Below are 12,529 nucleotides of genomic sequence, written 5' to 3' on the forward strand. Positions count from 1 at the left end.
GCGTGTGCACCGGATTACCGGTAAACATTCATGGAGAGTTTGATCCTGGCTCAGGACGAACGCTGGCGGCGTGCTTAACACATGCAAGTCGAACGATGAAGCCCTTCGGGGTGGATTAGTGGCGAACGGGTGAGTAACACGTGGGCAATCTGCCCTTCACTCTGGGACAAGCCCTGGAAACGGGGTCTAATACCGGATAACACTCCTGCCCGCATGGGCGGGGGTTAAAAGCTCCGGCGGTGAAGGATGAGCCCGCGGCCTATCAGCTTGTTGGTGGGGTAATGGCCCACCAAGGCGACGACGGGTAGCCGGCCTGAGAGGGCGACCGGCCACACTGGGACTGAGACACGGCCCAGACTCCTACGGGAGGCAGCAGTGGGGAATATTGCACAATGGGCGAAAGCCTGATGCAGCGACGCCGCGTGAGGGATGACGGCCTTCGGGTTGTAAACCTCTTTCAGCAGGGAAGAAGCGAAAGTGACGGTACCTGCAGAAGAAGCGCCGGCTAACTACGTGCCAGCAGCCGCGGTAATACGTAGGGCGCAAGCGTTGTCCGGAATTATTGGGCGTAAAGAGCTCGTAGGCGGCTTGTCACGTCGGATGTGAAAGCCCGAGGCTTAACCTCGGGTCTGCATTCGATACGGGCTAGCTAGAGTGTGGTAGGGGAGATCGGAATTCCTGGTGTAGCGGTGAAATGCGCAGATATCAGGAGGAACACCGGTGGCGAAGGCGGATCTCTGGGCCATTACTGACGCTGAGGAGCGAAAGCGTGGGGAGCGAACAGGATTAGATACCCTGGTAGTCCACGCCGTAAACGTTGGGAACTAGGTGTTGGCGACATTCCACGTCGTCGGTGCCGCAGCTAACGCATTAAGTTCCCCGCCTGGGGAGTACGGCCGCAAGGCTAAAACTCAAAGGAATTGACGGGGGCCCGCACAAGCAGCGGAGCATGTGGCTTAATTCGACGCAACGCGAAGAACCTTACCAAGGCTTGACATATACCGGAAAGCATTAGAGATAGTGCCCCCCTTGTGGTCGGTATACAGGTGGTGCATGGCTGTCGTCAGCTCGTGTCGTGAGATGTTGGGTTAAGTCCCGCAACGAGCGCAACCCTTGTCCTGTGTTGCCAGCATGCCCTTCGGGGTGATGGGGACTCACAGGAGACCGCCGGGGTCAACTCGGAGGAAGGTGGGGACGACGTCAAGTCATCATGCCCCTTATGTCTTGGGCTGCACACGTGCTACAATGGCCGGTACAATGAGCTGCGATACCGTGAGGTGGAGCGAATCTCAAAAAGCCGGTCTCAGTTCGGATTGGGGTCTGCAACTCGACCCCATGAAGTCGGAGTTGCTAGTAATCGCAGATCAGCATTGCTGCGGTGAATACGTTCCCGGGCCTTGTACACACCGCCCGTCACGTCACGAAAGTCGGTAACACCCGAAGCCGGTGGCCCAACCCGTAAGGGAGGGAGCTGTCGAAGGTGGGACTGGCGATTGGGACGAAGTCGTAACAAGGTAGCCGTACCGGAAGGTGCGGCTGGATCACCTCCTTTCTAAGGAGCACAGTACCGATTGCAGACAAACGTTCTGCACGGTCAGCTCAGGGTGGAACGTTGATTAGTTGGCACGGTTTCCTGGATGGATCACAAGTACTGCTTCGGCGTGGAAAGTGACTCACTGACGGGGGATCGTGCTTGGCACGTTGTTGGGTATCTGAGGGTACGGCCGAAAGGTCTTATCTTCGCGATGCCGGCCCCAGTGAACTTCGCCTTAGGGTGAGGGTGATGGGTGACTGGTCGTTGCTTGAGAACTACACAGTGGACGCGAGCATCTGTAGGCCAAGTTTTTAAGGGCGCACGGTGGATGCCTTGGCACCAGGAACCGATGAAGGACGTGAGAGGCCGCGATAGGCCCCGGGGAGCTGCCAACTGAGCTTTGATCCGGGGGTGTCCGAATGGGGAAACCCGGCAGTCGTCATGGGCTGTCACCCACTGCTGAACACATAGGCAGTGTGGAGGGAACGCGGGGAAGTGAAACATCTCAGTACCCGCAGGAAGAGAAAACAACCGTGATTCCGGGAGTAGTGGCGAGCGAAACCGGATGAGGCCAAACCGTATGCGTGTGATACCCGGCAGGGGTTGCGCATGCGGGGTTGTGGGAATTCTTTTGATCGGTCTGCCGGCCGGTCGGCGAGTCAGAAACCGTTGATGTAGTCGAAGGACATGCGAAAGGTCCGGCGTAGAGGGTAAGACCCCCGTAGACGAAACATCAGCGGCTTGCTTAAGAATCTCCCAAGTAGCACGGGGCCCGAGAAATCCCGTGTGAATCTGGCGGGACCACCCGCTAAGCCTAAATATTCCCTGGTGACCGATAGCGGATAGTACCGTGAGGGAATGGTGAAAAGTACCGCGGGAGCGGAGTGAAATAGTACCTGAAACCGTGTGCCTACAAGCCGTGGGAGCGTCGCCGTTATTCTTCGGAATAACGGTCGTGACTGCGTGCCTTTTGAAGAATGAGCCTGCGAGTTAGCGGTGTGTAGCGAGGTTAACCCGTGTGGGGAAGCCGTAGCGAAAGCGAGTCCGAATAGGGCGATTGAGTTGCACGCTCTAGACCCGAAGCGGAGTGATCTAGCCATGGGCAGGTTGAAGCGGAGGTAAGACTTCGTGGAGGACCGAACCCACCAGGGTTGAAAACCTGGGGGATGACCTGTGGTTAGGGGTGAAAGGCCAATCAAACTCCGTGATAGCTGGTTCTCCCCGAAATGCATTTAGGTGCAGCGTCACGTGTTTCTTGCCGGAGGTAGAGCACTGGATAGGCGATGGGCCCTACCGGGTTACTGACCTTAGCCAAACTCCGAATGCCGGTAAGTGAGAGCGTGGCAGTGAGACTGTGGGGGATAAGCTCCATGGTCGAGAGGGAAACAGCCCAGAGCATCGACTAAGGCCCCTAAGCGTACGCTAAGTGGGAAAGGATGTGGAGTCGCAGAGACAACCAGGAGGTTGGCTTAGAAGCAGCCACCCTTGAAAGAGTGCGTAATAGCTCACTGGTCAAGTGATTCCGCGCCGACAATGTAGCGGGGCTCAAGCGTACCGCCGAAGTCGTGTCATTGCAGCAATAGGGCCAACGCCCGCTGTGATGGGTAGGGGAGCGTCGTGTGCCGGGTGAAGCAGCAGCGGAAGCTAGTTGTGGACGGTTCACGAGTGAGAATGCAGGCATGAGTAGCGATACACACGTGAGAAACGTGTGCGCCGATTGACTAAGGGTTCCTGGGTCAAGCTGATCTGCCCAGGGTAAGTCGGGACCTAAGGCGAGGCCGACAGGCGTAGTCGATGGACAACCGGTTGATATTCCGGTACCCGCTTTGAAACGCCCAATATCGAATCAGGCGATGCTAAGCCCGTGAAGCCGTTCCGGACCCTTCGGGGAAAGGAAAGTGGTGGAGCCGGTGACCCAGACTTGTAGTAGGTAAGCGATGGGGTGACGCAGGAAGGTAGTCCAGCCCGGGCGGTGGTAGTCCCGGGGTAAGGGTGTAGGCCGAGGGGTAGGCAAATCCGTCCCTCATATAAGGCTGAGACCTGATGCCGAGCCGATTGTGGTGAAGTGGATGATCCTATGCTGTCGAGAAAAGCCTCTAGCGAGTTTCATGGCGGCCCGTACCCTAAACCGACTCAGGTGGTCAGGTAGAGAATACCGAGGCGTTCGGGTGAACTATGGTTAAGGAACTCGGCAAAATGCCCCCGTAACTTCGGGAGAAGGGGGGCCATCACTGGTGATCGGATTTACTCCGTGAGCTGGGGGTGGCCGCAGAGACCAGCGAGAAGCGACTGTTTACTAAAAACACAGGTCCGTGCGAAGCCGTAAGGCGATGTATACGGACTGACGCCTGCCCGGTGCTGGAACGTTAAGGGGACCGGTTAGTCACATTTCGGTGTGGCGAAGCTGAGAACTTAAGCGCCAGTAAACGGCGGTGGTAACTATAACCATCCTAAGGTAGCGAAATTCCTTGTCGGGTAAGTTCCGACCTGCACGAATGGCGTAACGACTTCTCGACTGTCTCAACCATAGGCCCGGTGAAATTGCACTACGAGTAAAGATGCTCGTTTCGCGCAGCAGGACGGAAAGACCCCGGGACCTTTACTATAGTTTGATATTGGTGTTCGGTTCGGCTTGTGTAGGATAGGTGGGAGACTTTGAAGCGGCCACGCCAGTGGTTGTGGAGTCGTCGTTGAAATACCACTCTGGTCGTGCTGGATGTCTAACCTCGGTCCGTGATCCGGATCAGGGACAGTGTCTGATGGGTAGTTTAACTGGGGCGGTTGCCTCCCAAAAAGTAACGGAGGCGCCCAAAGGTTCCCTCAGCCTGGTTGGCAATCAGGTGTTGAGTGTAAGTGCACAAGGGAGCTTGACTGTGAGACCGACGGGTCGAGCAGGGACGAAAGTCGGGACTAGTGATCCGGCGGTGGCTTGTGGAAGCGCCGTCGCTCAACGGATAAAAGGTACCCCGGGGATAACAGGCTGATCTTCCCCAAGAGTCCATATCGACGGGATGGTTTGGCACCTCGATGTCGGCTCGTCGCATCCTGGGGCTGGAGTCGGTCCCAAGGGTTGGGCTGTTCGCCCATTAAAGCGGTACGCGAGCTGGGTTTAGAACGTCGTGAGACAGTTCGGTCCCTATCCGCTGTGCGCGTAGGAATATTGAGAAGGGCTGTCCCTAGTACGAGAGGACCGGGACGGACGAACCTCTGGTGTGCCAGTTGTCCTGCCAAGGGCATGGCTGGTTGGCTACGTTCGGGAGGGATAACCGCTGAAAGCATCTAAGCGGGAAGCCTGCTTCAAGATGAGTATTCCCACCTCCTTGAGAGGGTAAGGCTCCCAGTAGACGACTGGGTTGATAGGCCAGATGTGGAAGCCCGGTAACGGGTGGAGCTGACTGGTACTAATAGGCCGAGGGCTTGTCCTCAGTTGCTCGCGTCCACTGTGTTAGTTCTGAAGTAACGAACTGTGTCATATCCGGTTTGGTTAACTTCATAGTGTTTCGGTGGTCATAGCGTTAGGGAAACGCCCGGTTTACATTCCGAACCCGGAAGCTAAGCCTTTCAGCGCCGATGGTACTGCAGGGGGGACCCTGTGGGAGAGTAGGACGCCGCCGAACAATCATTGTAGAAAGCCCCGTACCGGGTAACCGGTACGGGGCTTTTCTGCGTTTACGGACCCTTTTCGGGGCCGGGTCCATTTGGGTGATGGGGCCTACCAGTCGGCGGGGTAGCTCTTGAGGCTGCTCGTGTCGAGTGTCCAGCGGCCGGCGACGACGGTGTCCCCGAAGGCGTACGGGACCGTCTTGCGGTAGCGGATGCCGTCGGGACCCCCCGAGGGATCACTGTGCACTGTGGCGGCCTTCTTGTCCTTGCGGGGGTCCACCACGACGTAGAGCGGGACGCCCATCTTCGGGTAGTCGTGGAGCTTGTCGCGGATGTCGGTGAGGGAATTCGTACGTGAGACGACCTCCACCACCATCAGGACATCGCGCGAGTTGACCACCCTCGCCGTGTCATCGGTGTCTTCCTCGGCGATGACCATGAGGTCGGGCACTTTGGTCAGGCCTGTCACCGGATCGCCCATGTTCGTGTCGCTGAGAGCCATGACCTCGGGCGTCTGTGCCTCGATCTGACGGCGTAGCCGCACCACGTTCAGCCCGTGGGGAGCCGTGGGGCTCATCATCGTGAGGGAGATCTGACCGTCGGTGGTCTGCACCTTCCACTGGTCTTCCTGGTGCTCGGCCAGCTCCGAGAGTTGCTCCGCGAAGTCGTGCATGCGGCGCAGCTGCTCCGGGGTGAGGTCGGCCATGGTGTCCTCCTGGTGGGTGCCGCGCCCAGCGTATCCAGATCAGGACGGAACGTCTCCGTGGCGGGACGGCTGGGTCAGAGGCGGCCGGCGGCCTTCAGAGCCAGGTAGGCGTCGGCCAAGGCGGGGGCCAGGGTGTCCGGGGTGGCGTCGACCACGTGGACGCCGTGGCGGGTGAGCTGTTCCGCCGTGCGGCGGCGGGCCGACTGGGACTGGGTGCCCGCCGCGGCCTCGTAGACGGCTTCCACCGTGCCGCGGGACTGCGTCATTTCCGCCACGTGGGGGTCCGAGACCGAGGCCAGCAGGACCGTGTGGCGCTGGGTGAGGCGGGGGAGCAGCGGGAGCAGGCCTTCCTCGACGGGGGCCGCGTCCAGGCTGGTCAGGAGGACCACCAGGGAGCGCCGGGGGGCGCTGCGCAGGATGGTGGAGACCAGGGTGCGGGAGTCCGTCTCGACCAGTTCCGGTTCGAGGGTGGCCATCGCGTTCACGAAGGCGGGGAGGGTGTCGGCCGCCGAGCGGGCCTGGACCTGGGCGCGGGGGCGGCGGTCGTGGGCCAGGAGGTCCACGCGGTCGCCCGCGCGGGTGGCCAGGGCGGTGAGGAGCAGGGCCGCGTCCATCGCCGAGTCGAGGCGCGGGGCGTCGCCGACGCGGCCGGCCGCGGTGCGGCCGGTGTCGAGGCAGATCAGGATGTGGCGGTCGCGTTCCGGGCGCCAGGTGCGGACGGCGACCTTGTTCTGGCGGGCGGTGGCCCGCCAGTCGATGGAACGGGTGTCGTCGCCGGGTACGTAGTCGCGCAGGCTGTCGAACTCCGTGCCCTCACCGCGCGTCAGAACGCTGGTGCGGCCGTCGAGTTCGCGCAGGCGGGCCAGGCGGGAGGGGAGGTGCTTGCGGCTCGCGAAGGGCGGCAGGACGCGGACCGTCCACGGGACGGTGTGGTGGCCCTGGCGGGCCAGCAGGCCGAGCGGGCCGTACGAGCGGATCGTGACGCGGGCCGCCTGGCGATCGCCTCGGCGGGTGGGTCGCAGTCGGGTGGTGAGGCGGCGGCGTTCGCCGGGGGGAACGGCCAACGTATGGCGGGAACCGGCGACTTCGGTCCCGGGGACCCAGCTGCTCGGGGGCCAGGCGTCGCGGATCCGGGCGCGGAGCGTACGGGGGGAGGGGTTCGTGATCGTGAGGTGGACGTCTGCGGATTCGCCGAGGCGCACGGACGTGTCGCCGGAGCGGGCGAGTTGGAGCGAGCGGACCGGGGCCGCGAGGGCGTAGTCGACCGCGCAGGCCAGGGCGATGGGGGCGTTGACCGCCAGCATCCCCGTCCAGCTCGGTCCGAGGAAGCCGACGGGGATGCTGCCGAGGGCCGCGAGCAGTGCGGCGCGTCCGGTGAAGGCCATCAGCGCGGGACGGGGACGTGGGTGAGGATCGCGGTGATGACCGCGTCGGCCGTGACGCCCTCCATCTCGGCCTCGGGGCGCAGTTGGACGCGGTGGCGCAGGGTCGGCAGGGCGAGGGCCTTCACGTCGTCGGGGGTGACGTAGTCGCGGCCCACGAGCCAGGCCCAGGCGCGGGCCGTGGCCAGCAGCGCGGTGGCGCCGCGCGGGGAGACGCCGAGGGTGAGGGAGGGGGATTCGCGGGTGGCGCGGCAGATGTCGACGACGTACGCGGCGATCTCCGGGGAGACGCTGGTGGCCTCGACGGCCTTGCGGGCGGCGTCCAGTTCGGCGGGGCCGGCGACCGGGCGGATGCCGGCGGAGTGCAGGTCGCGGGGGTTGAAGCCGGCCGCGTGGCGGGTCAGTACGCCGATCTCGTCCTCGCGGGAGGGGAGGGGCACGGTGAGCTTCAGGAGGAAGCGGTCGAGCTGGGCCTCGGGCAGGGGGTACGTGCCCTCGTACTCGACCGGGTTCATGGTGGCGGCGACGAGGAACGGCTCCGGGAGCTTGCGGGGGGTGCCGTCGACGGTGACCTGGCGCTCCTCCATCGCTTCGAGGAGGGAGGACTGGGTCTTGGGGGGCGTGCGGTTGATCTCGTCGGCGAGGAGCAGGTTGGTGAAGACCGGGCCGTTCTGGAACGAGAACTCCGCGGTGCGGGCGTCGTAGACGAGGGAGCCGGTGACGTCGCTCGGCATCAGGTCGGGGGTGAACTGGACCCGCTTGGTGTCGAGTTCGAGGGAGGCGGCCAGCGCCCGCACGAGGAGGGTCTTCGCGACGCCGGGGACGCCTTCGAGCAGGACGTGGCCGCGGCAGAGGAGGGCTACGACGAGACCGGTGACGGCGGAGTCCTGGCCGACCACGGCCTTTCCGATCTCGGTGCGGAGCGCCTCCAGGGCGGAGCGGGCGCTGTCCGTGGTGGCCGTCATGAGGTGCGGACCTCCCTTTCGAGGGCGTCGAGGTGGTCGGCGAGCGCGATGAGCGCCGCGTCGGTGGTGGGGGCGGTGCCGAAGAGCAGGCCGTCCGGGTCCTGCGGGGGCCCGGCCGTGAGGCGGGCCGCGACCGCGGGGACCAGGGAGGCGGGGTCGTGGGCCTGGGTGGCCGGTACGCCGACCAGCGCGGCCAGGCGTTCGCGGGCGGCGGCGCGCAGCACGGTGGCGGCGCGGTCGCGGGCGCCGGCCTTGCGGTACAGGCGGGCGCGGCCCTCGGTGGCCTCGGAGGCGCGGACGAGGACGGGCAGGCGTTCGGTGACGAGCGGGCCGAGGCGGCGGGCGCGCCAGAGGGCGGCGACGGCGGCCGCGAGGAAGAGCTGGAGCAGGGCCCAGCTCCAGCCGGCGGGGATCAGGTCGAGGAAGCTCTGCTCCTCGCCGGTGCCGGCGGCGCTGTCGGGGTCGCTGTCGGCCGGGGACGGCATGTACCAGACGAGGTTCGGGCGGGTGCCGAGGAGCTGGAGCGCGAGGGAGGCGTTGCCCTCCTTGGCGAGGGTCTTGTTGAGGAGCACGGCCTCCGAGCCGAGGAGGACGGTGTCGCCTCCGCGGATGCCGGTGGGGAGCACGAGGAGCGTGGGGTGGCCCGAGCGGGGGTAGCAGCCGGTGGCTCCGGGGGTGGCGGTGGTGTACCGGTAGCCGCCGCCTGTCGCGGCGCGGCCCGCGGCCGTGGCGGCGGGGAGGGGGCAGGTGCTGCCCGGGTCGAGGTGGGTGTCCGGGGCCGGGGAGCCGTCGTCGTGGGTGTGCGTGCCGGGGGCCAGGGCCGGGAGGCTGAGCGCGCTCGGGGCGAGCAGGACGGTCCGTCCGCCGGAGAGGTCGATCGCGGAACGGATGTCGCGGAGCTGGGGTTCGCCCAGCCGGTCCGGGTCGGTGACCAGCAGGGTGGTGTCGGGGCCGGCGGCGTCCGAGGCGGCCTCGGCGGAGGTGACGACCCGGGTGGTGACCCCGCGGGCCTTGAGCAGCTCGGCGACGGCCTGGCTGCCGTAGGGGTCGGGGGAGCGGGGGTCGAGGTAGCCGTGCCGGGTGCCGGAGTTCAGGGCGGCGAGGGCGAGCCCGCCGACGAGGAGCACCGTCAGCGCGAGGAGGAAGCCGCGGGAGCGGGCCCACAGGTCTCGGGGCGTTGTGCCTGCGGCGGCTGTACGGGGCGGGGTGGCGGGCCCGCCGGAGCGGGTGGACGCGGCTGCGGCGGACGCCCCGGCGGGGGGTGCGTCGGGCCCCGTGGCGGCAGCTTCGGCGGACGGCCCGTCGGAGACCGCGGCGTGGGTCCCGCCGAGCCGTGGGGCCGAGGCGGCCCCGGTGGGGTGGGGCCTGCCGCCGGCCGTCGCGTGGACGGGGGGCGCGAAGGGCCCGCCTGCGCCCTGGTGGGCCGGGCCGGGGGATGCGCCCGCGGTGAGCGGCGCGGGTGCGCCCGGGGCGTTCGGGTCCGCGGCGTTCGGGTCCGGGGTGGGGCCGGTCATGGGGTGGAGCCCGTCAGGAGGGGCTTCGTCTGGGACAGGGCCTGGTCCAGGGTGGTCAGGGTCGCGTACATCCCGGCGTCGGCCGGGTGGCCGCCGTAGGTGACGTCGTCGAAGGTGCGGGCCGCCGCGCGCAGGGCCGCGGCGTGGGACGGGAGGGTGGCGGCGGCTTCGGCCGCCGCCTCGTCCGCGGTGCGGCCGGGACGGGGGTCGAGGAGGGTGCGCTCCTCCAGGGAGCGGAAGACGGCGCGCATGCGCTCCTGGACCGCTTCGCTCCAGCGGCCCTCGCCGGCCAGGGACTCGGCGGCGGCGCGGTGGTCGGCCGCGCTGCGGACGCCCGCGTCGAAGAGGGTGCCCGCAGCGCGGGCGGCGGTGCGGCCGGGGGCGCCCAGGCGCCACCACAGGGCCGCGAGGACGAGGAGCGCGAACACCACGATGGCCACCAGGCCCAGGATCCCGCCCGGGGTCGCCCCGGAGGCGCGGTCGAAGAGGTCGCCCACCCACTCCCAGAAGCGGTCCAGCGCCCTCTGCAGCAGCCCCGGGTCGTTCTGGTGGTACACGGGCTTGGACAGCTCGTGGCGGGCCGCCTCGCGGGCGGCTTCGCGGCCGATGCCTGGTTGTGGTGTGGGTTGTGGTGCGAGCAGGCCCCCCGTGCTCCTCATTCCCGGGTCAGCCTCCGGTCGGCGGCGTGGTGGTGCCGTAGTTCTCGATGCCCGCCGCCCGGGCGAGTTCCAGGTCGAGGGCCTCGCGGCGGATGCGCTGGTCGACGTAGAGGAGCACCGTGACGCCGGACTGGATCGGCATGGTGATCGTCAGCGCGATGACCACGCCGACGGCCGACATGATCAGGTAGCCCCAGCTCGTGCCCCCGGTGCCCTCGGCCAGGCCTTCGAGGCCGCCGCCGAACAGCAGGCCGCCCGCGACGGTGAGGGGCAGGACGATGAGGCTCGACACGATGCCCGTGATGATGCTCGTCAGCAGGGTGATGCCGAAGATCCGCCACCAGGAGCCCTTGACCAGCTTCGAGGAGCGGGAGAGGGACTTGCGGACCGTGGCCTTCTCCAGCATGAGCGCGGGCGAGGCCAGGGAGAAGCGGATCCAGAGCCAGAGGATCAGGCCCAGGGCGACGAAGCCGCCGAAGAGGGCGAGGACGCCCTCGCCGGCCAGGGCGCCGGGCAGGATCAGCACGGCGACGACGAGGACCGCGCCGAGGCCCAGGAGAAGGGTCAGGCCGAAGAGCCGCAGGACCTGCGGGCGGGCTTCGCGCCAGGAGGCGGCGACCGTGGAGCTGTGGCCGAGCACCGCACGGCTGAAGATCATGGTCAGCATGGCGGTGACCACGATGGATCCGACGAGCTGGATGAACCCGTCGACCGCGGTCAGCCCCACCACGGCGCCGACGGATTCGAGCTGCTCGCCCATCGGGTCGGTGCTCGACTGGTCCATGACGAGCTCGCCGAACGCGTATTTCTGGGTGAGCACGCTGACCAGCTGGACCACGATGGCCACGACCAGGGTGATGGGCAGCACCGCGCGCCAGTGCTTGCGCATGGTGCTGACGGCCCCGTCGAGGATCTCGCCGATGCCGAGCGGGCGCAGCGGGATCACGCCGGGCTTCACCGCCTGGGTGTGGCCGCCCCAGCCGCCGGCCGGGGGCGGGTAGCCGCCGTACGAACCCCAGCCGGCGCCCGGCTGCGGGGCCGCGGGCGGCTGCTGCGGGGTTTGCGGGGTCTGGCCCGGGGTCGGGCTCGACCACTGGCCGGGGGGCGGCTGCTCGGCGGACCACTTGGAATCGCCTGAGCCGCCCGCGGGCGGCTGTGTGCCGTGGGAGCCCTCACCGTCGGACGGGGAGGATCCGGGCGTAGCCCAGCCCGGAGAGTCGTTCATCGTCGCTCCTTCACGTGCACGCGGGGTGCGGGCGCTTGGTCCGGCTGCCATCGTGCCATGTGACAACCTCGAACGGACCAGCCGTCCCCAACGGACCAGCCGCCTCCTGAGACGGGAACGTTCGCGCCTTCGTATGACGGCCGGATCCGGGGCACACTGGGCGCCCTGATCTCCACGCAGGTCCGAGGGGCGATTTCCAGCCCCTTTGGCTGTGGGACAGCTCACCGCCGGGTAACGATTAGCTAATGGGATGATGTCAACCATGAAGGGACGCGTCCTTGTCGTCGACGACGACACCGCGCTGGCCGAGATGCTCGGCATTGTGCTGCGTGGAGAAGGTTTTGAGCCGTCGTTCGTAGCGGACGGCGACAAGGCACTGGCTGCCTTCCGGGAGGCGAAGCCGGATCTCGTGCTGCTCGACCTCATGCTGCCCGGTAGGGACGGCATAGAGGTGTGCAGGCTGATCCGCGCCGAGTCGGGCGTACCGATCGTCATGCTCACCGCCAAGAGCGACACCGTGGACGTGGTCGTGGGCCTGGAGTCCGGGGCCGACGACTACATCGTCAAGCCGTTCAAGCCGAAGGAGCTGGTGGCCCGCATCCGGGCCCGCCTGCGCCGTTCGGAAGAGCCCGCGCCCGAGCAGCTGACCATCGGTGACCTGGTCATCGACGTGGCCGGGCACTCGGTCAAGCGGGAAGGCGCCTCGATCGCCCTGACCCCGCTGGAGTTCGACCTGCTGGTCGCGCTCGCCCGCAAGCCCTGGCAGGTCTTCACCCGCGAGGTGCTGCTGGAGCAGGTCTGGGGCTACCGCCACGCGGCCGACACCCGCCTGGTCAACGTGCACGTCCAGCGGCTGCGCTCCAAGGTCGAGAAGGACCCGGAGCGCCCCGAGATCGTCGTGACGGTGCGCGGGGTCGGCTACAAGGCCGGACCGAGCTGAC

The 12,529-nt window shown here is 66.6% G+C and carries 7 protein-coding genes and 3 rRNA genes; 4 read left to right on the plus strand and 6 right to left on the minus strand.

The genetic code is table 11. The annotated features are described in order from the left end of the window. The first annotated feature begins 27 nt into the window (after nt 1-27). The 3 genes from OHA37_RS23765 (at nt 28) to rrf (ending at nt 5,151) form a co-directional block, all read left to right on the plus strand. A 16S ribosomal RNA gene (locus tag OHA37_RS23765) occupies nt 28-1,552 on the plus strand. 283 nt (nt 1,553-1,835) lie between these two features. Then, a 23S ribosomal RNA gene (locus OHA37_RS23770) occupies nt 1,836-4,959 on the plus strand. A gap of 74 nt (nt 4,960-5,033) precedes the next feature. After that, a 5S ribosomal RNA gene (gene rrf, locus OHA37_RS23775) occupies nt 5,034-5,151 on the plus strand. The 16S, 23S and 5S rRNA genes sit together here, the layout of an rRNA operon. Before the next feature lie 95 nt (nt 5,152-5,246). On the opposite strand, the gene OHA37_RS23780 is transcribed toward rrf, so the two are convergent. The 6 genes from OHA37_RS23780 to OHA37_RS23805 all read right to left on the minus strand — a co-directional run bounded on the left by OHA37_RS23780 (nt 5,247) and on the right by OHA37_RS23805 (nt 11,588). Then, a complete protein-coding gene (locus tag OHA37_RS23780) occupies nt 5,247-5,843 on the minus strand; it encodes a Uma2 family endonuclease (RefSeq protein ID WP_266908291.1) in 597 nt (198 codons plus the stop codon). Between the two features lie 74 nt (nt 5,844-5,917). Beyond that, nucleotides 5,918-7,228: a DUF58 domain-containing protein gene (locus tag OHA37_RS23785; RefSeq protein WP_266908293.1), complete on the minus strand. Its 1,311-nt coding sequence runs from the start codon at nt 7,226-7,228 to the stop codon at nt 5,918-5,920. Next, entirely contained in the window at nt 7,228-8,190 is a 963-nt protein-coding gene (locus tag OHA37_RS23790) for an AAA family ATPase (RefSeq protein ID WP_266908295.1), read from the minus strand. Before OHA37_RS23790 ends, OHA37_RS23785 begins: the two co-directional genes overlap by 1 nt. Beyond that, nucleotides 8,187-9,704 carry a DUF4350 domain-containing protein gene (locus OHA37_RS23795; protein ID WP_266908297.1) on the minus strand — a complete coding sequence of 506 codons (1,518 nt, stop codon included), beginning with the start codon at nt 9,702-9,704 and terminating at the stop codon, nt 8,187-8,189. Before OHA37_RS23795 ends, OHA37_RS23790 begins: the two co-directional genes overlap by 4 nt. Next, nucleotides 9,701-10,363: a DUF4129 domain-containing protein gene (locus tag OHA37_RS23800; RefSeq protein ID WP_266908299.1), complete on the minus strand. Its 663-nt coding sequence runs from the start codon at nt 10,361-10,363 to the stop codon at nt 9,701-9,703. The genes OHA37_RS23795 and OHA37_RS23800 overlap by 4 nt, the downstream gene beginning before the upstream one ends. Before the next feature lie 7 nt (nt 10,364-10,370). After that, a complete protein-coding gene (locus OHA37_RS23805; RefSeq protein WP_266908301.1) occupies nt 10,371-11,588 on the minus strand; it encodes a DUF7544 domain-containing protein in 1,218 nt (405 codons plus the stop codon). A gap of 250 nt (nt 11,589-11,838) precedes the next feature. On the opposite strand from OHA37_RS23805, the gene mtrA reads away from it, so the two are divergent. Continuing rightward, complete coding sequence (gene mtrA / locus OHA37_RS23810) at nt 11,839-12,528, plus strand: two-component system response regulator MtrA (protein ID WP_274552971.1); 690 nt, start codon at nt 11,839-11,841, stop codon at nt 12,526-12,528. Nucleotide 12,529: the final 1 nt, after the last annotated feature.

The organism is Streptomyces sp. NBC_00335 (assembly GCF_036127095.1).
In the GTDB taxonomy this organism is placed as follows: Bacteria; Actinomycetota; Actinomycetes; order Streptomycetales; family Streptomycetaceae; genus Streptomyces.

Bases quoted from the DNA above. Each gene is read 5' to 3' on its own strand.
- OHA37_RS23780 (WP_266908291.1), bottom strand. From the start codon at position 5,843: ATGGCCGACCTCACCCCGGAGCAGCTGCGCCGCATGCACGACTTCGCG.
- OHA37_RS23785 (WP_266908293.1), bottom strand. From the start codon at position 7,228: ATGGCCTTCACCGGACGCGCCGCACTGCTCGCGGCCCTCGGCAGCATC.
- OHA37_RS23790 (WP_266908295.1), bottom strand. From the start codon at position 8,190: ATGACGGCCACCACGGACAGCGCCCGCTCCGCCCTGGAGGCGCTCCGC.
- OHA37_RS23795 (WP_266908297.1), bottom strand. From the start codon at position 9,704: ATGACCGGCCCCACCCCGGACCCGAACGCCGCGGACCCGAACGCCCCG.
- OHA37_RS23800 (WP_266908299.1), bottom strand. From the start codon at position 10,363: ATGAGGAGCACGGGGGGCCTGCTCGCACCACAACCCACACCACAACCA.
- OHA37_RS23805 (WP_266908301.1), bottom strand. From the start codon at position 11,588: ATGAACGACTCTCCGGGCTGGGCTACGCCCGGATCCTCCCCGTCCGAC.
- mtrA (WP_274552971.1), top strand. From the start codon at position 11,839: ATGATGTCAACCATGAAGGGACGCGTCCTTGTCGTCGACGACGACACC.